23 protein-coding genes and 2 pseudogenes are annotated in these 21,750 nt (G+C 66.2%); 12 read left to right on the forward strand and 13 right to left on the reverse strand.

Translation table 11 applies throughout. From position 1 onward, the window contains the following. Nucleotides 1-61 precede the first annotated feature (61 nt). From ltnD to denD, 6 genes are all read left to right on the forward strand, one after another. On the forward strand, nt 62-952 hold the full coding sequence (gene ltnD / locus F3J14_RS08270) for an L-threonate dehydrogenase (protein ID WP_105831861.1): 891 nt from the start codon (nt 62-64) through the stop codon (nt 950-952). A 19-nt stretch (nt 953-971) separates the two neighbouring features. Beyond that, nucleotides 972-2,270 carry a 3-oxo-tetronate kinase gene (otnK, locus tag F3J14_RS08275; RefSeq protein WP_166722567.1) on the forward strand — a complete coding sequence of 433 codons (1,299 nt, stop codon included), beginning with the start codon at nt 972-974 and terminating at the stop codon, nt 2,268-2,270. Further along, complete coding sequence (locus tag F3J14_RS08280; RefSeq protein WP_166722585.1) at nt 2,270-2,908, forward strand: aldolase; 639 nt, start codon at nt 2,270-2,272, stop codon at nt 2,906-2,908. The genes otnK and F3J14_RS08280 overlap by 1 nt, the downstream gene beginning before the upstream one ends. A gap of 139 nt (nt 2,909-3,047) precedes the next feature. Continuing rightward, nucleotides 3,048-4,373 (forward strand): MFS transporter, encoded by a 1,326-nt coding sequence (locus F3J14_RS08285; RefSeq protein ID WP_166722568.1) that lies wholly within the window; start codon nt 3,048-3,050, stop codon nt 4,371-4,373. 64 nt (nt 4,374-4,437) lie between these two features. Next, on the forward strand, nt 4,438-5,214 hold the full coding sequence (otnI, locus tag F3J14_RS08290) for a 2-oxo-tetronate isomerase (protein WP_166722569.1): 777 nt from the start codon (nt 4,438-4,440) through the stop codon (nt 5,212-5,214). A gap of 28 nt (nt 5,215-5,242) precedes the next feature. Further along, complete coding sequence (gene denD, locus F3J14_RS08295; protein ID WP_166722570.1) at nt 5,243-6,214, forward strand: D-erythronate dehydrogenase; 972 nt, start codon at nt 5,243-5,245, stop codon at nt 6,212-6,214. Nucleotides 6,215-6,289: 75 nt separating this feature from the next. Here the strand turns inward: denD and F3J14_RS08300 are convergent, their stop codons facing one another. Both F3J14_RS08300 and hpnI read right to left on the reverse strand, forming a co-directional pair. After that, nucleotides 6,290-7,378 carry a lysylphosphatidylglycerol synthase domain-containing protein gene (locus F3J14_RS08300; RefSeq protein ID WP_166722571.1) on the reverse strand — a complete coding sequence of 363 codons (1,089 nt, stop codon included), beginning with the start codon at nt 7,376-7,378 and terminating at the stop codon, nt 6,290-6,292. Beyond that, a complete protein-coding gene (gene hpnI / locus F3J14_RS08305) occupies nt 7,375-8,544 on the reverse strand; it encodes a bacteriohopanetetrol glucosamine biosynthesis glycosyltransferase HpnI (protein WP_166722572.1) in 1,170 nt (389 codons plus the stop codon). Before hpnI ends, F3J14_RS08300 begins: the two co-directional genes overlap by 4 nt. Before the next feature lie 408 nt (nt 8,545-8,952). On the opposite strand from hpnI, the gene F3J14_RS08310 reads away from it, so the two are divergent. Further along, nucleotides 8,953-9,480, forward strand: a complete 528-nt coding sequence (locus tag F3J14_RS08310) for a cytochrome b (protein ID WP_166722573.1) — start codon at nt 8,953-8,955, stop codon at nt 9,478-9,480. 209 nt (nt 9,481-9,689) lie between these two features. On the opposite strand, the gene F3J14_RS08315 is transcribed toward F3J14_RS08310, so the two are convergent. Together F3J14_RS08315 and F3J14_RS08320 are read right to left on the reverse strand one after the other, a co-directional pair. Further along, nucleotides 9,690-9,974, reverse strand: coding sequence for a DUF4148 domain-containing protein (locus F3J14_RS08315; RefSeq protein ID WP_166722574.1), 285 nt, complete (start codon nt 9,972-9,974; stop codon nt 9,690-9,692). 71 nt (nt 9,975-10,045) lie between these two features. Beyond that, nucleotides 10,046-10,390, reverse strand: a complete 345-nt coding sequence (locus tag F3J14_RS08320) for a DUF4148 domain-containing protein (RefSeq protein WP_166722575.1) — start codon at nt 10,388-10,390, stop codon at nt 10,046-10,048. A 205-nt stretch (nt 10,391-10,595) separates the two neighbouring features. Here F3J14_RS08320 and F3J14_RS08325 point away from each other — a divergent pair, with 205 nt between their 5' ends. Continuing rightward, on the forward strand, nt 10,596-11,285 hold the full coding sequence (locus F3J14_RS08325; protein WP_166722576.1) for an aspartyl/asparaginyl beta-hydroxylase domain-containing protein: 690 nt from the start codon (nt 10,596-10,598) through the stop codon (nt 11,283-11,285). Nucleotides 11,286-11,313: 28 nt separating this feature from the next. Here the strand turns inward: F3J14_RS08325 and F3J14_RS08330 are convergent, their stop codons facing one another. Next, nucleotides 11,314-12,255, reverse strand: coding sequence for a LysR substrate-binding domain-containing protein (locus F3J14_RS08330; protein ID WP_166722577.1), 942 nt, complete (start codon nt 12,253-12,255; stop codon nt 11,314-11,316). Between the two features lie 78 nt (nt 12,256-12,333). Between F3J14_RS08330 and F3J14_RS08335 the strand changes: the two genes are divergently transcribed. The 3 genes from F3J14_RS08335 to F3J14_RS08345 all read left to right on the forward strand — a co-directional run bounded on the left by F3J14_RS08335 (nt 12,334) and on the right by F3J14_RS08345 (nt 14,348). Next, the gene (locus F3J14_RS08335) at nt 12,334-12,732 is read left to right on the forward strand and encodes a nuclear transport factor 2 family protein (RefSeq protein ID WP_011659528.1); all 399 of its coding nucleotides are present in this window, start codon (nt 12,334-12,336) and stop codon (nt 12,730-12,732) included. Between the two features lie 141 nt (nt 12,733-12,873). Further along, nucleotides 12,874-13,143, forward strand: coding sequence for a MoaD/ThiS family protein (locus F3J14_RS08340; RefSeq protein WP_006749905.1), 270 nt, complete (start codon nt 12,874-12,876; stop codon nt 13,141-13,143). Between the two features lie 56 nt (nt 13,144-13,199). Next, a complete protein-coding gene (locus F3J14_RS08345; protein WP_166722578.1) occupies nt 13,200-14,348 on the forward strand; it encodes an exo-alpha-sialidase in 1,149 nt (382 codons plus the stop codon). Between the two features lie 74 nt (nt 14,349-14,422). Here the strand turns inward: F3J14_RS08345 and F3J14_RS08350 are convergent, their stop codons facing one another. The 8 genes and pseudogenes from F3J14_RS08350 to F3J14_RS08385 all read right to left on the reverse strand — a co-directional run. Further along, nucleotides 14,423-14,842 (reverse strand): OmpA family protein, encoded by a 420-nt coding sequence (locus tag F3J14_RS08350; RefSeq protein WP_166722579.1) that lies wholly within the window; start codon nt 14,840-14,842, stop codon nt 14,423-14,425. Then, nucleotides 14,835-15,455: a M35 family metallo-endopeptidase gene (locus F3J14_RS08355; protein WP_348771969.1), complete on the reverse strand. Its 621-nt coding sequence runs from the start codon at nt 15,453-15,455 to the stop codon at nt 14,835-14,837. Before F3J14_RS08355 ends, F3J14_RS08350 begins: the two co-directional genes overlap by 8 nt. 28 nt (nt 15,456-15,483) lie before the next feature. Next, nucleotides 15,484-16,044, reverse strand: a complete 561-nt coding sequence (locus F3J14_RS08360; protein WP_166722581.1) for a hypothetical protein — start codon at nt 16,042-16,044, stop codon at nt 15,484-15,486. Next, nucleotides 16,041-16,187, reverse strand: a complete 147-nt coding sequence (locus tag F3J14_RS08365; RefSeq protein ID WP_166722582.1) for a hypothetical protein — start codon at nt 16,185-16,187, stop codon at nt 16,041-16,043. The genes F3J14_RS08360 and F3J14_RS08365 overlap by 4 nt, the downstream gene beginning before the upstream one ends. A 259-nt stretch (nt 16,188-16,446) precedes the next feature. Next, nucleotides 16,447-17,394: a choline ABC transporter substrate-binding protein gene (locus F3J14_RS08370; RefSeq protein WP_166722583.1), complete on the reverse strand. Its 948-nt coding sequence runs from the start codon at nt 17,392-17,394 to the stop codon at nt 16,447-16,449. Nucleotides 17,395-17,504: 110 nt separating this feature from the next. Further along, nucleotides 17,505-18,503 (reverse strand): GlxA family transcriptional regulator, encoded by a 999-nt coding sequence (locus tag F3J14_RS08375; protein WP_166722584.1) that lies wholly within the window; start codon nt 18,501-18,503, stop codon nt 17,505-17,507. A gap of 117 nt (nt 18,504-18,620) precedes the next feature. Continuing rightward, complete coding sequence (choW, locus tag F3J14_RS08380; RefSeq protein WP_006749909.1) at nt 18,621-19,517, reverse strand: choline ABC transporter permease subunit; 897 nt, start codon at nt 19,515-19,517, stop codon at nt 18,621-18,623. After that, nucleotides 19,510-20,801 (reverse strand): annotated as a pseudogene (locus tag F3J14_RS08385) (glycine betaine/L-proline ABC transporter ATP-binding protein); the annotation flags it as partial. The pseudogene F3J14_RS08385 and the gene choW, both read right to left, overlap by 8 nt. On the opposite strand from F3J14_RS08385, the pseudogene F3J14_RS35585 reads away from it, so the two are divergent. Continuing rightward, a pseudogene (locus F3J14_RS35585) lies at nt 20,780-21,750 on the forward strand (hypothetical protein); the annotation flags it as partial. The pseudogenes F3J14_RS08385 and F3J14_RS35585 sit on opposite strands and share 22 nt — an antisense overlap.

The raw sequence follows: 21,750 nt of genomic DNA on the forward strand, positions 1-21,750 counted from the left end.
CGGTGCCCGACCGGGCGCCGCCACCGTCCCGAACCTCTTCCCGAATCGATCAAGGTTGACCATGTCACGAAATGTTGGAGTCATCGGCCTCGGCGCAATGGGCCTGGGCGTCGCCCGCTCGCTGCTGCGCGCGGGGTTCCGCGTGCACGCATGCGACGTGCGCGACACCGTGCTGCAGGCGTTCGCGGCCGAAGGCGGCGTGGCCTGCGCGAGCCCGGCCGAACTCGGCGCGCAGTGCGACGTCGTCGTCACGCTCGTCGTCAATGCCGCGCAGACTGAAACGGTGCTGTTCGGCGAGCACGGCGCGGTCGCGGCGATGAAGCCGGGCGGCGTCGTGATCGCGAGCGCGACCGTCGCGCCCGACTTCGCGGTCGCGCTCGGCGCGCGCATCGAGGCCGCGGGCCTGCAGATGCTCGACGCCCCGGTGTCCGGCGGCGCCGCGCGCGCGGCCTCGGGCGAAATGACGATGATGACGTCGGGCCCGGCCGCCGCGTATGCGGGCTGCGACGACGTGCTCGCCGCGATGGCCGGCAAGGTGTATCGCCTCGGCGACGCGCACGGCATCGGCTCGAAGGTGAAGATCATCAACCAGCTGCTGGCCGGCGTGCATATCGCGGCGGCCGCGGAGGCGATGGCGCTCGGCCTGCGCGAAGGCGTCGACGCCGACGCGCTGTACGACGTGATCACGCACAGCGCCGGCAATTCGTGGATGTTCGAGAACCGCGTGCCGCACATCCTGAACGGCGACTACACGCCGCTGTCGGCCGTCGACATCTTCGTGAAGGATCTCGGCCTCGTGCTCGATACCGCGCGCCGCAGCAAGTTCCCGCTGCCGCTGTCGGCCACCGCGCACCAGATGTTCATGAGCGCGTCGAGCGCCGGCCACGGCGGCGAGGACGATTCCGCCGTGATCAAGACTTTCCCCGGCATCACGCTGCCGCCCGCCCGCTGATTCGAACGACGCTCCTGCCATGACCGCTTCCGCTTCCCGTCCCCTGCTCGGCTGCATCGCCGACGATTTCACCGGCGCGACCGATCTCGCGAACATGCTCGTCAAGAGCGGCATGCGTACCGTGCAGACGATCGGCGTGCCCGCCGACGGCGCCGCGCTCGACACCATGGTCGACGCCGATGCGATCGTCGTCGCGCTGAAGTCGCGCACGATTCCCGCCGCCGACGCCGTCGCGCAATCGCTCGCTGCTTACGAATGGCTGCGCGCGCAGGGCTGCCGACAATTCTTCTTCAAGTACTGCTCAACGTTCGACTCGACCGACGCGGGCAACATCGGACCCGTCGCCGACGCGCTGCTCGATGCGGCCGACGGCGGCTTCGCGATCGCGTGCCCGGCCTTCCCCGAGAACGGCCGCACGATCTTCCGCGGCCACCTGTTCGTCGGCGACGTGCCGCTGAACGAATCGGGCATGGAGCACCATCCGCTCACGCCGATGAAGGACGCGAACCTCGTGCGCGTGCTGCAGCGGCAGACGACGTCGAAGGTCGGCCTGATCCGCTACGACACGATCGCGCAGGGCGCGGCCGCCGTGCGTGCGCGCATCGACGCGCTGCGCGCGGACGGCACGCGCTTCGCGATCGCCGACGCCCTGTCGGACCACGACCTCCACGTGCTCGGCGAAGCGTGCGCGAACCTGCCGCTCGTCACGGGCGGCTCGGGCGTCGCGCTCGGCCTGCCGGAGAATTTCCGCCGCGCGGGGCTGCTGCCCGAGCGCGACAACGCGGCCTCGCTGCCGCGCATCGACGGGTTGTCGGCCGTGCTCGCCGGCAGCGCGTCGAAGGCGACCAACGCCCAGGTCGCCGCGTGGCGCGAAAGCCGTCCGAGCTTCCGGATCGATCCGCTCGCGGCATCGCGCGGCGAACCCGTCGTCGACGACGCACTCGCATTCGCGCGCTCGCACCTGCCGCAACCGGTGCTGATTTATGCGACCACGACGCCCGACGAAGTGAAGGCCGTCCAGCAGGCGCTCGGCGTCGAAGCGGCCGGCCATCTCGTCGAAAGCACGCTCGCGGCGATCGCCCGCGGCCTGCGCGAGCTCGGCGTACACAAGTTCGTCGTCGCCGGCGGCGAGACGTCCGGTGCGGTCGTGCAGGCGCTCGACGTGAAGTCGCTGCAGATCGGCGCGCAGATCGACCCCGGCGTGCCGGCCACCGCCACCATCGACGCGCAGCCGCTCGGCCTCGCGCTGAAGTCCGGCAACTTCGGCACGGTGGACTTTTTCGACAAGGCGCTGCGCGCCCTCGACGGAGCCGCATGATGCGCGACGAAGCGAAACTGCGCGAAGAGATCTGCGTCGTCGGCGCGAGCCTGTATGCGCGCGGCCATGCGGTCGGCAGCGCCGGCAACATCAGCGCGCGGCTTGCCGACGGCTGGCTGATCACGCCGACCGATGCGTGCCTCGGCCGGCTCGACCCGAACGACATCGCGAAGGTCGGCCTCGACGGCCAGCCGGTATCGGGCGGCAAGCCGTCGAAGACGCTCACGCTGCATCGCGGGATCTACGCACGCAACACGGAAGCCAACGGCATCGTCCACACGCATTCGACGCACCTCGTCGCGCTGACGCTCGCGGGCGTGTGGTGCGACACCGACGTGCTGCCGCCGATCACGCCGTACTACGTGATGAAGGTCGGCCACATTCCGCTGATCCGCTATCGCCGCCCCGGCGCCCCGGCCGTCGCGGCCGAAGTCGCGGCGCTCGCCGACCAGGTGCGCGGCGTGCTGCTCGAGCGCCTCGGCCCGGTGATGTGGGGGCCGTCGGTGTCGCACGCGTCGTATGCGCTCGAGGAACTCGAGGAAACCGCGCGGCTGTGGCTGATGACGCATCCGAAGCCCGAGCCGCTGTCCGACGCCGCACTCGACGAACTGCGCCAGGCCTTCGGCGCGCACTGGTAGCGCGACGCATCGCGCACGGACCACGCGCGAACCACGTACCGATTCCCCTGCCCGCCGTGTGCGCGGGCCCTTGCCTCAGCACACACACACGATCCGGCGGCGTACGCGCCGCCGGCACACGATATCGATGGAGACGACGATGACTGCTCTCGACGCGGCCGCAAGCCGCTCGCCCACCGCGCCCGCCCAATCGGCCGAGCTCGACCGCACCTACAAGAAAGTGTTCTGGCGCATCGTGCCGTTCCTGATGCTCTGCTACGTGGTCGCGTATCTCGACCGCGTGAACGTCGGCTTCGCGAAGCTGCAGATGTCGCAGGACCTCGCGTTCAGCGAAACCGTGTTCGGCCTCGGCGCCGGCATCTTCTTCCTCGGCTACTTCCTGTTCGAACTGCCGAGCAACCTGCTGATGCACCGCATCGGCGCGCGCATCTGGATCGCGCGGATCATGATCACGTGGGGCCTGCTGTCGGCCGTGTTCGCGTTCGTGAAGACGCCGACGCAGTTCTACGTGCTGCGCTTTCTCCTCGGTCTCGCGGAAGCCGGCTTCTATCCGGGCGTGATCCTGTACCTCACGTACTGGTTCCCGTCGCATCGCCGCGCGAAGATCATCGCGGTGTTCATGTCGGCGATTCCGGTGTCGGGCATCTTCGGCAACCCGCTGTCGGGCTGGATCATGGAACGCTTTCACGGCGGCTCCGGCTTTCACGGCTGGCAGTGGATGTTCGTGATCGAGGCCGTGCCGGCCCTGCTCATCGGCATCGCGACAATCCTGTATCTCGACAACGGCATCCGCAGCGCAAAGTGGCTCGACGCGCGCGAGAAGCAGCTGCTCGAGGATGAAATCGCCGCGCAGCCGCAGGAACAGCAGCAGCACGGCCATTCGCTGAAGGCCGTGTTCTCCGACCCGCGCATGTGGTGGATGTCGCTGATCTACTTCGCGTTCGTCACCGGCCAGTACGGCCTCACGTTCTGGATGCCGACGCTCGTCAAGTCGACCGGCATCACCGATACGTTGCAGATCGGCCTGCTGTCGGCGATTCCGTTCGTCGTCGCGATCGTCGTGATGAACCTGTTCGGCCACAGCGCGGACAAGCACCGCGAACGCCGCTGGCACCTGATCGTGCCGGCGCTGATGGGCGCCGTCGGGTTTGCGGTCGCCGCGTCGTACTCGCACAATACGGCGGTGTCGATCGTGTTCCTGTCGCTCGCGGCGGGCGGCGTGCTGACCTGCGCCCCGCTGTTCTGGTCGCTGCCGACGGCGTTCCTCGCCGGCTCCGCCGCGGCCGCCGGGATCGCGATCATCAACTCGGTCGGCAACCTCGCCGGGTTCGCAAGCCCGTACGTGATCGGCTACCTGAAGGACCTCACGCACAGCACGTCGTCCGGCATGTACGTGCTCGCGTCGATGCTCGTGATCGGTGCGATCGCCGTGTGGCTCACGCCCGCGAAACTCGTGAACCGCTGAGCCTGCCGCCATTCGATGCGGGGCGCCGTGCGCCCCGCCCCATTCATTCACAGGAACCGCTGCCATGCCCCGCTTCGCCGCCAACCTCTCGATGATGTACACCGAGCACGCGTTCCTCGAACGCTTCGCCGCTGCCTCGTACGACGGCTTCAAGGCCGTCGAGTACCTGTTCCCGTACGACTTCGCCGCCGAGGACATCCGCGCGCGGCTCGACGCGCACAACCTCGAGCAGGCGCTGTTCAACGCGCCGCCTGGCAACTGGGCCGCCGGCGAGCGCGGGATCGCGTCGCTGCCGGGCCGCGAGGACGAGTTCCGGCGCGGCATCGACCAGGCACTCGACTACGCGCGCGTGCTCGGCAACAAGAAGCTGCACGTGATGGCCGGGATGGTCGCGCCGGGCGCCGACCGCGCGCGCCATCGCGACACCTACCTGGCGAACCTGCGGCATGCGGCGCAGGCCGCCTTCGCGCACGGCATCACGATCCTGATCGAGCCGATCAACCAGCGCGACATGCCCGGCTATTTCCTGAGCCGCCAGGACGATGCGCACGAGATCTGCGCGGAAGTCGGCGCGCCGAACCTGAAGGTGCAGTTCGACTGCTATCACTGCCAGATCGTCGAGGGCGACCTCGCGATGAAGCTCAAGCGCGATTTCGCGGGCATCGGCCACATCCAGATCGCCGGCGTGCCCGAGCGCCACGAGCCGGATATCGGCGAGCTCAACTACCCGTATCTGTTCGCGCTGATCGACGCGCTCGGCTACGACGGCTGGATCGGCTGCGAGTATCGCCCGAAGGCCGGCACGTCCGAAGGCCTCGGCTGGCTCAAGCCGTACCTGTGATTCAAGCATTCCTAAGAGGGTAATGAACATGAAAGTACTGATCACCGGCGGCGCCGGCTTTCTCGGCCAGCGTCTCGCGCGCAAGCTGCTCGAGCGCGGCGAGCTGACCGGCCCCGACGGCCGGACCGGCAAGATCGACGAGCTGGTGCTGCTCGACGTCGTCGAAGGCAGCGATTTCGGCGACGCGCGCGTGACGTCGATCATCGGCGACATCGCCGATCGCGCGGTGCTCGAAAGCGCGATCGACACGCGCACGGGCGCGATCTTCCACCTCGCGGCGATCGTCAGCGGGCAGGCCGAAGCCGATTTCGATCTCGGCATGCGGATCAACCTCGACGCGTCGCGCACGCTGCTCGAGGTGTGCCGCGCGCGCGGCCATCGTCCGCGCGTCGTTTTCACGAGCTCGGTGGCCGTCTACGGCGGTGTGCTGCCCGACATCGTGCAGGACGACACCGCGCTGAATCCGCAATCGTCATACGGTGCGGAGAAGGCGATCGCCGAGCTGCTGCTGTGCGACTACGCGCGGCGCGGCTTCGTCGACGGCCGCGTGCTGCGGCTGCCGACCATCAGCGTGCGGCCGGGCCGCCCGAACGCCGCCGCGTCGTCGTTCGCGAGCGGCATCATCCGCGAGCCGCTGAACGGCGAGGAAAGCGTGTGCCCGGTGCCGGGTTCGACGCGACTGTGGCTGCTGTCGCCGCGCGGCGCGATCGAAGCGCTCGTCGCCGGTTGTGAAATCGACAGCGAGAAGCTCGGCAACAAGCGGGTGATCAACCTGCCCGGCCTGTCGGTGTCGGTCGACGAGATGATCGCGGCGCTGCGCGAAGTCGCGGGCGACGACGTCGTGAAGCTGATCCGCCATGCGCCGGACGAACGCGTCGAGAAGATCGTCGGCAGCTGGCCGGGCCGCTGGGACACGACGCGCGCGGAAGCGCTCGGGTTGAAGGGCGACACGTCGTTCGCGGACGTGATCCGCAGCCATATCGCCGACGAACGGCGTTGACGGCCGCGCCGCCGAGCGGGCAAGCGGCCACACAAGCGCCGCCGACGCCCGCGCGACAGGCCCCGTCGGGCCGCATCAGCGCGGCCTGGCGGATTCTCCTACGCGCATCGATGCGCGCTTCGCCCCGCCCGGCGGGCGCGCCGCGCCGGCCGCGTGCTGCCACGCCAGCAAACCCGGCAGATAGAACAGCAGATCGCGGACGCGCCGCGCGCCGGCCAGCGCCAGACAGGTCGGCGCGTCGAAGCCGAGCAGCCCGCCGATCAGCACGAACCCGCCTTCCTGCACGCCCAGCCCGCCCGGCATCATGAACGCGATGCTGCTCAGGAGCTGAATCAGCGCCTCGATCGCGAGCGCTTGCGCGAACGTCGGATCGGCGCCGAGGAAGTGCAGCGCGACCCAGATTTCCAGCGCATGCCCCGCGAACTGCAGCGTCTGCCAGATCGTGAGATAGCGCACGACGATGCCGGTCCTGCGCCAGATCATCCGGATGGACTGATCGGTGCGCGCCGATTCGCCGACCAGCGCCACCACCTTCCCGCTCGTGATGCGGTTGAGCGCGCGCATCGCCCGCTCGAACGGCCGCGCATGCTGCACCAGTGCGAACAGCAGCAGCACCGGCACCATCGCCGCCATCCCGATGGCGAGCTGCGCGGCCACCCGCGCGGCATCGGACGAGCCCTGGTCGAGCACGTAGCCGATCGCGACCAGCGCGAACACCAGCTGGCTGATCAGCGTCAACTGCATGTCGGCGACGAGGCTCGCCACGATGGTCGCCGGCCGCACGCCCGCCTGCCGCAGCAAGCTGAACGACACGAGTTCGCCGCCGATCCGCGCGACCGGCAACAGCCCATTGATCGATTCGCGAATCCAGACGAGCTTCAGCATCGTCGCGAAGGAGGGCCGGCGCCGGCCGCGGATCAGCATCCGCCAATCCCATGCATTCGCGAGCATCGGCAGCACGTGAACCATGGCGGCGAGCAGCAACCCGGCGCCGGCGGCCTGCAGCCGGTGCAGGACCGTCAATGGATGCTCGCGCCAGATCAGCCATACGGCGATGGCCAGCCCGGCCAGTGCAGCGAGGCGTCCCGCATGCCGGAGCCGCGCGTCGCGATAGGTGGACAGCCGCCCCGCGCCTTCATCGTCGGAATGCGTGTCGTGCGTCATGGTTTCCCCGCCGGCGACAGCAAACCCTCGCGGTCGACGCGAAAGCGCGTGCCGCGCCAGATGACATGCGACGAGAAGAAGCTCGACACGAAGATCAGGAACTGCACCAGATCGACGAACGGCAACCAGAGCGCGCCGCGCAGGCTCGTGCCGATCGCGCGCGCCGTTTTCACCATCAGCAGCGCCCGCGCGGCCAGCGCGGCTACTGTCAGCCCGCACGCGGCCGCCGTGCCGCCGGACAGCAGCAGCGCCAGCAGTGCGAGCGGCACCGGATGCATCAGCACCGAACCGGCGTGACCGATCCGGTCCGCCGCGCGGATCGTGCAACTCCAGCGCAATTCGTGCGCGTACAGGTTTGCGAACGTGTCGTCGACACACGCATGCCCGACGACGAACGACGGAACCACGACTCGCGCCCCGATCTGCCGCACCGCTTCGCCCAGCGCGTGATCCTCGGCGAGGTGATGCGCGAAACGCGTGAGGCCGCCGATGCGTTCGAGCGTCGCGCGCGTGATCGCGATCGTCTGGCCGAAACACGGACGCGCGCGCCCGATGAAGAGCCCGGTGATCACACCTGGCAGGAAATGGTAGTTCGTCATCGCGACGGCAACACCGGGCCAGAAACCCGGCGACGCGACGCCGCGATACACGCTCGTCACGATGCCGACGTCCGGCTCCTGTAGCGCGCCGACGATGCCGCGCAAATAGTCGCGCTCGACCACCACGTCGCTGTCGGCAAGGCAGAGCACCGAATGCTCCGCGTGTTCGAGCATGTTCACGAGATTGGCGACTTTCCGGTTGGGCCCGTACAGCCGCGCATCGGCGACGACCGTGATGTTGGCATCCGGATAGCGCACACGCAGCGCTTCGACGGCTTCGAGCGCGGCGTCGCCCGCGTCGTGCACGCCGAACAGGTGCTGAACCGGCCCCGGATAATCCTGAACGAAGAAGCTTTCGAGATGCTGACCAAGATGCCATTCGTCGCCGTGCAACGGCTTCGCGACGGTGACACCTGGAAAATCGCGCGGCACCGCCGCTGCGCGGGAAAAGAACCGGCCGACCAGCACGCTGGCCGCGATCGTGTAGGCAATGCCCAGCAGCACGCCCAACACGCAAACGAGCGACATCGCCCGGGCCAGCGCGTGCACCACCTGCAACAACTCCATGCCTCTCTCCCGAGGTTTTCCGTGCGACCGCAATGCCGGTATTGGCCTCGCGCGCGCGGTTTCATCCATGCACGCAGCCGGATCGATCGCGATTGAGCCGGATGTGAAGGATGACCAACAGAAGGTACGCGCAATCAGATGACACGACTACCATTCGGCAAATACAGCGGCGGCAACCTTACGATCCGACAGGATCGCAGTCGCGGCGACACCCTACGTGTAAAACGTCATCGTGGTGAAAAATGCGTCGGGTACAACATGCGGGCCAGCGCGGCGATCGGCAAACGGGCGCGCCATCGCTCGATCGACCGGACACACTCGATGTGCGGCCGCGTGCTTAAAGTTTCGTTAAGGATTCGGCCGTAGAATCCGCCGGAAGATACCGCCCCCCGCTTGCCAGGAGCCTTCATGCCCACGCCCGCCCGATATGACGCAGTCGCCCGCGTTCTGCACTGGCTCATCGTCGTGCTTCTCGTCGCGCAGTACGCGATCGGCTGGACGATGCCCGACGTGCATCGCGACACACGCCCGGTCGGGCTGATCGCCGCGCACTTGATCGTGGGCACCGCGCTGCTCGCCGCGATGGCTTGTCGCGTGCTCTGGCGCGCGACGCATCGTCCGCCCGCCGACGAACTGTCGCCCACGATGCGTGCGTTGTCAGGCGCAACGCATGTCGCGCTCTATGCGCTGCTGATCGCGGTGCCGTTGCTCGGCTGGATCAATGCGTCATCGCGCGCGTGGGCCGTGACGCTATTCGGCATCGTGCCGTTGCCGGCACTGTCGGCAGCCGGGTCGGGATTCGGGCACGCGATGGGCGACGTGCACGGCATCCTCGCGTGGGTGCTGTTCGGTGGTGTTTGCCTTCACGTCGCAGCCGCGATCGCGCATCGTTTCGTGCTGCGCGACCAGGTCATGCAACGGATGATGCCCTGGTAATCTCATCACTCACGTCCTGGCTCATTCCGCGATCGACCCGCGCGCCCATCGGAAGCGGGTAACGAGATGATCGCGGCGCCGCGCGAAGCGGCGCGCAATCGACGGCATGGCCGTGCGTGCGGGTCGATCAGGTCGCGTGCCGCGAACGGCATGCGTATTGCCATCACGCGAACACGACGGCCTGGAGATACACACGTACATGTCGACTCCTAGTTGTCGATCTGCGCCGGCATGACGGAGGCCGGCGCATGCGCGGCGGCCGCGGCCGCGGCCGCCATCCTCGCGTGATCCTGTTCGGCGAGCTTCGCCTGCGCGGCCTGAATGTCCGCGGGATATTCGCCGTCGTCGCCCTTCGACGGGTCGTAACCCGCCGCTTCCAGACGCATCAGCTCTTCGCGAACCTGTGCGCGCGTGAGCGGCGCATTCGATTGCGCGAATGCGGACTGACCGGAAAGTGCGCCGATCATCATCAGTAGTGCGATACAAGTTTTCATCATGAACTCCTTCAATGTTTCGTGCCGATCAAGCGTGGTGAAAGTCGAACCCGGCGCAGCGGGCCTTCAGGTCAGCTGCCGAAATACGGCGTGCAGAAGCTCTCGGGCCCCACGCACGCGGCCGGGTAAGGACGGGACGGCAGGGCCGCCGGCCTTCCCGCATCGGAAGCCGCCGCCGGATCGCTGCCGACCGCGCGCTCGGCCTGACGCTGCGGCATCTGTTCGGCCTGCTGCTGGAACAGCGGGCTCACCGACGGATACGACGTGTCGGTCACGAAGCGCAACCCGTTGTTTTCGGCGTCGATCAGTTCCTGCCTGACCTGCGCGCGCGTCAGTTCCTGGGCCGACGCGGGCGTCGCGACACCCGCGACGGAAATCGCCGCCACCGTGGCGGCCACCAGCCAATGCGTGTTCATGCTCCACTCCTTCGGAAGTCAACGAGACGACGTGCTACATCCCGTATGACGACGCCCGGTGTGCGTTTATTCCCGGAATCCCGAACCGCCTGCGCCGGACGTTCACCGAACTGTCATTCTTTCGTCAGCCGGCGTAACCTGACGTAATGCAGCCCCACCGCGACGTGGGGCAGACTGTCGACACCTTGTGGATCGGTCCTCGATCATGTCCGTTGCTTACGACTATGCAGCCGGCCTGCTTCGCACGCTGTACGACCGCCATATCGATAGTGGCGCGGTGCTCGACACGGCCGCGTTCCCCGATGCCGAGCGCTTCATCCGTGCGTGGCCGGCCATCCGCGCGGAAGCGCTCGACGTCGCGCGCGACCTGCCGCGCATCCCGCGCTTTCACGAGATCATGCGCGAGCAGCACGACATCTCGGCCAACGATGCGCGCGACTGGCGAATGTTCATCATGCAGGCTTACGGCCAGCCGTTCCCGCGCAACCTGTCGCGCTGCCCGACCGTCGAATCGATCCTCGCGGCGTCGCCGGACGTACTGTCCGCGTCGCTGTCGTTCCTCGCGCCGGCCAAGCACATCCCGCCGCACCGCGGGCCATTCCGCGGCATCCTGCGCGGCTATCTGGTGCTGTCGATGCCGAAGCGCGCGGACGACACGCCGGCCGCCGTGCTGAAGGTCGACGGCCACGAATACCGGCTCGACGAAGGCCGCTTCCTGCTGTGGGACGACACGTTCGTGCATGAAGTGTGGAACGACAGCGACGAAGTCCGGATCGTGCTGCTGCTCGATATCCGCCGGCGCGGCATGCCGCGCTTGCTGACGTGGCTGTCGAATGCGGTAATCGGCATCGTGCGGCTCGGGATCCGGATACGCGGGCAGTCGATTCCGGTTTAGCAAGACACCCGGCGCACGCCCATTACGATCAATCCTCGCGCGCAAGACGCGTCAGAACCTCCGTGAGCGCCTGAATCGCGGGTTGCTCGGCGCGTTGCACCGGGTAGACAAGGTAGTAGCCCAGACCGTTGCGCACCACCTCCGAAAACGGTGCGACCAGCGTTCCGGCCGCCAGCCGATCCGCCGCCATGCGCGGATCGCCGATCGCGACGCCGTGCGCCTGGGCCGCGGCCGTCAGTGTCAGTTCGAGCGTATCGAATACGAGCCCGCTGCGCGGGTCGATCTGCGTGGCGCCCACGGCATCGAGCCAGCATCGCCATTCGTCGCGATTGCGCGCGGGATGCAGCAGCGTCACATGCGCGAGATCGGCGACCGACTGCAACGACGCGCCGACATCGCGCGTACACATCGGCGTCAGGTATTCGTCGAATAGCGGGACCGCCACCATGCCCGCCCAGTCGCCGGTGCCGCGCACGACGATGGCATCGAAATCCGCGTCGGTGAAATCCGGTGTGTCGTCCGCCGACGTGTGAATGCGCAATTCGGTCCGCGGCAACGCGTGATTGAGCGCCGACAGCCGAGGCAGCAGCCAGCGAATCGCGAACGTGGAAGGCAGCCGCAACGTCAGGGTCGACGCGGCATGCGCATGGGCGTGAGCGTGTCGCGCCAGTTGCGCGAGGACGTCGACGGCCACCGCCAACAACGCGCCGCCTTCCGTGGTCAACGTCAATCCCGACGGATGACGGACGAACAACGCACATCGGTAGTGCGCTTCCAGTTGCTGCACCTGACGGCTCACCGCGCCCTGGGTCCGGCACAGATGCTCGGCGGCCCGGTTGAAGCTGCCCAGTTCGGCGGCGGCGACAAACGCCTGGAACGCCGTCAGCGGCGGCAGCGCGCGCGTCAGATCCGCCAGCGGGTATGCGCGGGCGGCATGCCCGGGTTGCGGATTTTTCGTTTGTTCTGTCATCGCGGCATCGCTATCGTGGTTGCACCGGATCGCGACGGCTGTCGCGGAAAGCTCGTCAACTATCAGCGGAGAAATATCATGGTTTCGTCGTCCGACGCACTTTACACGCGACAGGTCGATACCTACCTGAAGACACTCGAGCGCGGCGACGTCGCCGCGATCTGTGCATTGTTCACGCCGGACGCGCGGATATTCTCGCCGTTTCTCGGCTGGATGGCGCCGCAACCCTTCTTCGAAAAAGTCGCGGCGGCCTCCGGACAAAGCCGGATCACGCCGATCGACATCTGCGTCAGCGCGACGGGCGCACGCCGGGCCACCGGCTATTTCACCTACGACTGGGGACTGAAAGACGGCTCCGCGGTGCAGTTCGAGTGCGTCGACGTATTCGAATTCGACGACGACGCGCGCATCGAGCGCATGATCATCGTCTACGACACGCATCCGATCCGAAGCACGGTCGGCGACAAGTACGCGTAACAGGGCAAGCGCGCGCAGCGGCCATTGCGCGGCGCAGCAACGGCGACATTGCCGCCGGCCGCACGGCGATGTCGCTGCCGGCCCGATCGATCGCCTAAACTACAGACCGTCCCCCCTGCGCGGCTCCTGCCAACCCCTGCCATGGCCCACCTATTCTTCGCGGCGTCGATCCAGCGGCATATCGACACGCCCGAGCGCGACATCGACGCACGGACGCTCGGCGAGGCGCTTGAAACCGTCTTTGGCGAACAGCCGCGGCTGCGCGGCTACATCGTCGACGACCAGGGTGCGCTGAGAAAGCATCTGTCGGTGTTCATCGACGGCCAGCCGGTGCGCGACCGGCAACACCTGTCCGACGCGCTCGGCGACGCGAGCCGCGTCTATGTCGTGCAGGCGTTGTCCGGCGGGTAAAGGGACGCATCGTCATCGAAGCAAGCGCCCGATCGCGCCCACAGGAGACATCCGACATGAACGATCGACTGCTCGTCGCGACCCGCAAGGGCCTGTTCGTGCTGCACGCCGACGGCAACGGCGGCTGGTCGCTCGGTGAGCCGCACTTCATCGGCGAACCGGTCAGCATGGCGCTGGCCGATCCGCGCGACGGCACGCTGTATGCGGCGCTCAACCTCGGCCATTTCGGCGTCAAGCTGCATCGCCGCCGCGCCGGCGCGGCCGAATGGGAGGAATGCGCGGTTCCGGTATATCCGCCGCAGCCCGCCGACGCGCTGCGCGCCAACGTCGGCGCACATGCCGGCGACGCCGACGCGGGCGACGAAGCGCCCGCCCCGCCCCGACCGCCGTGGACGCTTCAGCAGATCTGGTCGCTCGAAGCCGGCGGCGCCGACGAGCCGGGCGTACTGTGGGCCGGCACGATACCGGGCGGGCTGTTCCGCTCCGGCGACGGCGGCGATTCGTGGGAGCTCAACCGCGCATTGTGGGACCGCCCGGAGCGCCCCGAATGGTTCGGCGGCGGCTATGACGCGCCGGGCATCCATTCGGTGATGGTCGATCCGCGCGACAGCCGGCACGTGACAATCGGCATCTCGTGCGGCGGCGTGTGGCAGACCTTCGACGGCGGCGCGACCTGGCGCGTGAGCGCCGACGGCATGGAAGCCGATTACATGCCGCCCGAGCGGCGCGGCGAGCCCAACGTGCAGGACCCGCATCGCGTCGTGCAGTGCGCAGCCAATCCCGATGTGCTGTGGACCCAGCATCATTGCGCGATCTTCCGCTCGACCGACGGCGCCGCGCACTGGCAGCGCATCGAAGCGCAGCCGTCGAGCTTCGGCTTCGCGGTCGCCGTGCATCCGGCGGATCCCGACACCGCGTGGTTCGTCCCGGCTGTGAAGGATGCGTGCCGGATTCCGGTGAACGGCCGGTTCGTCGTCACGCGCACGCGCGACGGCGGCCGCAGTTTCGAAAGCCTGTCGAACGGGTTGCCGCCTGCTCCGGCCTACGACCTCGTGTATCGGCACGGGCTCGCGGTGGACGATTCCGGCACGCGCCTCGCGATGGCGTCGACGACGGGCGGGTTATGGACGTCCGGTGACGGCGGCGAGAACTGGCGACAGATATCCGCGCATTTGCCGCCGGTGTATTGCGTGCGCTTCGGGTAACGAACGGAGAACGACGCGCGCTCGAGCCACGCTTCGCGGCCGGGACACACCACGCCCCTGCGCCGCGATTCGCATCATTTGTTCGTGCAACAATTGTCGGGACAGCCAGGCAGCAATGTTATTTCAGCGCGTTTGGCATTTTCATGGTCATGAATACTCAAGCGTTTATAAACATAAGCATGAACAGCGTAGCGCTCCTGTTTCATCCCGAAATGCACCAACAATCGGCGGGCGGACTCGGCACGTCTCGCGGACAGCTCTTCCGGATCGATTTCGACAGGCTCGGCTACCCCGCTCACGGCCACACCTTCGCGAACCGGAAACTGCGACAGCATTTTCGATACCCAACCTCTTAGCTTCCTCGCTTGTTCTTCGCTCACCGTTGCAGAATCTCGGTCAAACATCAGATCAAAATTTTGCCCTGGCAAATTGTCCGATCCATCGCAAGCATGCGAATTTTCAGCCACACACAACAAGATCACACCACTAATCAAGCCAGATAACGTATGCCGAAATACTGTCCGCATTTTTAATTGCCATCTCAGGGTTATTTTGCCCCCACTCGGGAAGAAATCGCGTGATTCCATACTTTGGATCGCCCGCCCCGAACGTATCCTTGAAATGAGTGCATTCGTGGATAATGGTTGACAACTTCGAGGTAGCCGCCCGACTTCGATCGCGGATCGTACAAAATTCCTCGTGAATGCTTATTGTATGCGTTTCAGTGTCGGGGCCGCATACGTGCGCAACAGTGCCGACATGCTTGTTGGTAGGCAAGCATCCAAGTGATCTGTCCAGATCGGGACGAGCCCTCAGGAAATTCGCGGGACCGAGCGCCCGCATGACAGCAAGGGTCGACGTCAGTCCAGTGACGAGGCGATGACGGACCTCATGGTCATTGGCGCCAAACCACGTCCAGACACGTCTACGTTCCTCAGGCGCCCACTCGGCCAGTCGTTTGAGCCGCTCCTTTATCAGATCGCCCCCTTCGTCGCGAAGCTGCATCATCAGTATTCTGAACTCCGCGTCGGTCATGCCCGGACAGATTGGCGGCCCGTTGAGCGTAAGGAAAACTTTGAGCTTGGAGTTGCGCACGGTATTCGTCACGGCTGAATCGTGGACGCATACGTATTCGTCACAGGGCATCGCTACTGTCCTCCACGACCTCGAGCCTGAGTTTCTCGGCCCCACGCGTCGTTATTCGCCGAGTGTTTCCGTCGAAATCAGTGACGCCACTGAAAACCTGACCTGACATTGTGCATATGCGGTACCGAACGTGTGCAAGCGGGCGCCCGCTCCGCTCATCGCACAAGACATACTGCTCGTCATGCTCATCGCTGGCCGTGGATGCAGACTCGGTCTGATTGCGGACCTGCCCAGTCAACGCCGCTGCTTCCTCGGCCGTAAACAACATCCTCATGCCGCGCTCGGCAAAGAACACCGGCGGCGGATTGCAACCACAGACATTGATGTCACCGCTCAACGCCCAAGGTTTGCCGTTTGGTCCGGTTCCCGGCCACCGCGGCCCTTTCGGGGCAATAAAACCCTTCTGCCCGCAAGCGGTGCAGTAAGTTTTCATATCGAGCGTCGCGATATGCGCGAGCGGCAGCGGATTGGAACAGGTAACGGTCGGCAGCCCTTCCATAATCGTCGCGCTGCCGCCTCGATCACCTTGTGCAAGGAAATAGCGGATCATGCGCAATCACCCGACTCGCCGCGTGCGACGCCAAGCCCCACCGCAATCCGCTCTTTATTGGCAGTGTCCCCGTGTCTGCCGCGCTCGGCATGCGAGCTGACAACGGAACGCAAATGCGTCGGCACCTTCTTCTTGAGCGACATCCTGACTCTCCTTCGCAATATTGGTGTGGTTGACCAACACGAAGATGCGCGATTGCGAAGAGGTTTTCAATCATACGAGTTCGAAATTCGCAGACCTAATTTTTCTTATATTTCTATTATCGAACTGCTGAATCGGTCGATCACTACGCCTGACAATCATACAAAAAGCCCCTGAAGCCAGATAACAAATCTGTCGTTCAGGGGCATATGGCTATCGTCAAGCCTTACGCGGAAACCCAAAAAAGAACAGGGGCGTCGCTCAATGCACGCCGAGATAAGCCTTGACTGCCGGCAGGCCCGGCTTGCCGTCGAGCGTCGTCACGCCGGCCAGCCACTTCTCGAGCGATTGCGGGTTCGCCTTCAGCCACGCGGCGGCGGCCTTGTTCGGGTCTTCCTTGTTCATGATCGGCACCATCACGTGGTTCTCGATCGCCGTCGTGAACTGCAGGTTCGACACGAACTTCGCGACGTTCGGGCAGCGCTGCGCGTAGTCGGGCGGCGTGGCCGTCAGCACCTTCGCTTCGCCGTAGTTCGGGCCGAACACGTCGTCGCCGCCGGTCAGGTAATCGATCTTCATCTGCACGTTCATCGGATGCGGTTCCCAGCCGAGAAACACGATCCACTGTTTGTCGCGAGCCGCGCGGTTCACCTCGATCAGCATCCCGGCCTCGCTCGACTCGACCAGCTTGAACTTGCCGAGGCCGAACTGATTGGTGTCGATCATCTTCTTGATGAGCGCATTGCCGTCGTTGCCCGGCTCGATCCCGTAGATCTTGCCATTGAGCTTGTCCGCGTACTTCTGGATGTCGGCGAACGACTTCAGGCCGCCCTGGTACACATAGTCGGGCACCGCGAGCGTGTATTTCGCACCGGTCAGGTTGGGCGTGGAGAGCACCTTGATCGTGCCGGCCTTCGTGAACGGCTGGATGATCGGGTCCATCGTCGGCGACCAGTAGCCGAGGAACACGTCGATCTGCTTGCTCTTGATGCCGGCGAACGTGATCGGCACCGACGCGATCGTCTTGGTCGGCGCGTAGCCGAGCCCCTGCAGCATCGTCGACGCGAGGCCGGTGGTGGCCGCGATGTCGGACCAGCCGACGTCCGCGAAGCGCACGTTCTTGCACACGGGCGGGTCAGCCGCATAAACGGCCGACATCGGCGCGGCGATCCCGATCCCGCATACCGTTGCGATCAATAGGCGCTTCATCTGTCTTCTCCTCAAGGTGACGTCGTTTTTCATGGTTGCGGGATCGATGGTTGAAGCCGCGCGCCGCGATCCCGGCGGCGTCGCGGACCGAACGGTTCGCGCGGGCCGTGTCAGCGCCCCGGCAACCGCCGCTCGTAGCTCGGTGCGTGACCGAACTGCGCGCGATACGCCTTGCTGAAGTGACACGGCGAATGGAATCCGCACGTCGTCGTCACGCGCGCGATCGACGCGTCGGTCGTGCGCAGCAGGTCGCGCGCACGTTTGAGCCGCAGCGTCAGGTAATAGTGGGTCGGCGATACATTCAGGTACACCTTGAACATCCGCTGCAGGTGCCGCTGCGACAGCCGCACGAGCCGTGCGAGTTCCTCGAGCGACAGCGGCTCCTCGATGTTCGCCTCCATCAGGCGCACGACCTCGATCAGCTCCGCGCGCGAGAAGCCGACGCGCGCATCGACCGGAATCGGCTGCGTGTCGGTCGAGCTGCGGATGCGCTCGAGGATGAACTGCTCGGACACCTGCGCGGCGAGTTGCTGGCCGAAGCGCATCCCGACGAGGTTCAGCATCAGGTCGAGCGGCGCGGTGCCGCCGGTGCAGGTGAGCCGGTCGCGATCGACGACGAACAGTTCGTCGGCGAACCCCACCCGCGGAAACTCCGCATGCAGCGCGGACAGGTTCTCCCAGTGCACGGTGCAGCGATAGCCGTCGAGCAGGCCGCCGGCCATCAATGCATACGCGCCGGTGCAGATGCCGCCCAGCGGCAGCCCGCGTTCGGCGAGCGCCGTGAGCGTGTCGCGCGCGCCGTCATCGACCACATCGCGGATGCGAATCCCGCCGCACACGATCATCACGTCGGGCAGGTTCGTATAGTCGAGCGCCTGGGTCGGCCGCACCGCGATGCCGTTGCTGGCATGCACGGGGGCGCCGTCGAGCGAATAGATCGACCACTGGTAATGGTCGGCGCGCCCGACGTAGTTCGCCATCCGAAGCACTTCAACCGCGCTCGAGAACGCGATCATCGAAAAATTCGGCAGCGTAAGGAAGCCGAAATGGGCGAGGGACGAAACCGGTGAAACGCGAGCGGCGGGCACGGCGGCAGCGGCGGACGTCACATCGGGCTCCTGGCGAACGGTTGAGCAGGTTGCAGGACGCCAGTCCCGCGGCGCACGCCGCGGAAACCGGTATCGGATCGGAGAAGGCGGCCGGAAGACGAACCGGCCGCCGGTGGCTCAGGCTTGAGCGGGCGCGCCCTTCGCGCGGAACACCTGCTTCAGGCCCGAGAACAGCGGTGCTTTCACGGTGCCCGGCGCGCGGCCGAAGCTTTCGGTGATGCGGTCGAGAATGATCGCGAGCAGCACGACCGACAGACCGCTTTCGAAACCGAGGCCGATGTCGAGGCGCTGGATACTCGCGAGCACGTCGTTGCCGAGGCCGCCCGCGCCGACCATCGATGCGATGATCACCATCGACAGCGCCATCATGATCGTCTGGTTCACGCCCTGCATGATCGACGGCAGCGCATTCGGGAACTGCACCTTGTACAGCAGCTGCCACGGCGTGCAGCCGAATGCCTGGCCGGCTTCGACGATCTCGCGGTTCACGTGACGGATGCCGAGGCTCGTCAGGCGCACGGCCGGCGGCATCGCGAAGATCACCGTCGACAGGATCCCCGGCACGCGGCCCAGACCGAACAGCATTGCGGCCGGAATCAGGTAGACGAATGCGGGCATCGTCTGCATCAGGTCGAGGATCGGACGCACGATCGCGGCGACCAGCTTGCTCTTCGCGGCCCAGATGCCGAGCGGAATGCCGAGCACGAGACTGATGATCGTCGACGACAGCGTGAGACCGAGCGTGATGACCGTCTGGTCCCAGAAGCCCGTCGCGAAGATGAGCAGCAGCGACAAGGTGGTGAACAGCGCGAAGCGCCAGCCCACGCGCCACAGTCCGACGCCGATGAAGATCGCCATCATCAGCCACATCGGGATCGCCTGAAGTCCGTGCTCGACGAACGCAGCGAGGCCCTCGATCGCGCGGCCGATCGCATCGAACGTTGCCGCGTCATGGTCGAGCAGGTAGTGAACGGACCGGTCGACCCAGGTACCGAGCGGAATCATTTCAGACATGGGAACCTCGCGAACGCGTGATGGCTTTCAGGATGAGTGCGCGGTCGACCGAACCGCAGTAGCAGCCGTCGTCGTCGACGACGGGCAGTGCATTCGGGCTGGCGACCACGCGCGCGACGACATGATCGAGCGTCGCGTCGCGCCGGATGCTTTCGATCGGCCGCACGGACGGCGCGGCCTGACCCAGCGCATCGCGCGTGACGAAGCCGCGAATCTTGCGTGCGGCGTCCAGCACGAACGCGTATTCGGCACTGCCGTTCAGCGTCGCCGCGACGTTCGCGGCATCGAACTTCGACATGGTCGGCACCGCGCCCGTCTGCATCAGGTCGCCGGCAGTGAGATAGCGGCTGGTGTCGATGCCGTCGAAGAATGCGCGCACGTAGTCGTCGGCCGGGTTCGCGATGATGTCCTGCGGCGTGCCGACCTGCACGAGCCGGCCGCCTTCCATGATCGCGATGCGGTTGCCGATGCGCAGCGCCTCTTCCAGATCGTGCGACACGAACATGATCGTGCGGCGCTGCTCCTTCTGCAGTTGCAGCAGCACGTCCTGCATTTCGCGGCGCTTGAGCGGATCGAGCGCGGAGAACGCCTCGTCCATGATCATCAGCGACGGGTTCACGGCGAGCGCGCGGGCCAGGCCGACGCGCTGCTGCATGCCGCCCGACAGCTCGGACGGCAGCTTGTGCGCGAACGGTGCGAGACCGACCTGCTCGAGCACTTCCATTGCCCGGCGTTCGCGCTCCTTCTTGCCGACGCCCCCGACCTCGAGGCCGAACGCGGCATTCGACACCACGGTGCGATGCGGCATCAGCGCGAACGACTGGAACACCATGCTCATGTCCTTGCGGCGCAGCGCGGTCAGCTCCGAGCGGCGTGCCGACGCAACGTCGAGCCCGTCGATCAACACCTTGCCGGCGCTTGGATCGACCAGCCGGTTCACGAGGCGGATCAGGGTGGATTTGCCGGAGCCGGACAGGCCCATCAGCACGAATATTTCGCCTTCCTGCACGTCGAACGATACGTTGTGCACGCCGACGACCTGACCGGTACGCTTGAGCACATCGTCTTTCGTCGCACCGGCGGCGAGCATGTCGAGCGCCTGCTGCGGGTTACTTCCAAATACCTTGCACAGACCTTCGACCACGACCTTGGGGGCATCCATTGAAACCTTCTCCTCGTGTAGCGGGGACTCACGCGTCGCATAGCGTGCCTACATAGTTGCCAGAAAAAACCCCGACCTGCCGACGAATTACGACAAACGCTTGCGCAAATACGACACGGCCTCCCGCCCCGCCTGGCGGGCCGCGGCGGGCAGCGGCACCCGTTTGCGGCAATGCAATACGCGCACAGCCAGCAACGGCGGGCATCGCACGCCGGACTTGTGCGAAGCAGCGCGGCGCGCATCGCATGGCTTTTTGCGCCAATTCGCCTCAGGCGCGCGTCGCTTTACGACAATTTCACGTCCGATCGGGCGCCGCTCTGCTCAGACGAAAGAAAACACCGCATTCACCCGTAAAAAGCATGACCGTGCAAAAGGCCGCGCGGCGACACCGAACGGCGCACGCCGCGATACCGCGCCAACCCCCAAAATCCGCGACGACCGCTGTGATACATTGCCCGCAAACACGCTGATCGCGACGTTGCCGCGGGCCTTTCACTCGATGGTACGCCGATGGCGCGCGCATGCCGGTTCGCCTGCCGGGCGTGCTGAAACCGCCTCGATCCGGTGCATTCCGGATCGAAGGACGATAACGATAGAGAGAGGGAGCAAGGCGTTGAACTGGGCATTCGCCGTAATCGGTTTCGTCGTGGGCGGCATCGCCGCCTTGATCGGGGATTTCTCAGCCGCGAACGGCGCGCTGCTCGGGGCCGCCGTCGGGTTCTGCATCGGGCACGCGCTGCGGCAACAGAAGCCCGGGAACAAGCCCGACGCGTTCGCGATGCCCGCGACGCCGCCCCCCACGCCCTTGCTCGCCGATCGCGTCGCGCGCCTCGAAGCGACCGTCGAGACGCTGACGCGCGAAGTCGCGTCGCTACGGGGCCAACTGGCCGGCGCGAAAGCCGGTGCGGGCTCGGCCGGTAGCGCGACGCAAACGCCTTCGTCCAGCGCGGCCAGTGCCGCACCGCTGCCTGCGGCCTCGGCAACGCCACCGGCACTGACACCGACACCGATACCGCCCGCGCAACCCGCGGCCGCCAGGCCGGCCACGCCGGCATCCACCACCGTGCCGGT

The sequence above is a fragment of the Burkholderia sp. Tr-862 genome (assembly GCF_011753085.1).
GTDB lineage: Bacteria > Pseudomonadota > Gammaproteobacteria > Burkholderiales > Burkholderiaceae > Burkholderia > Burkholderia ambifaria.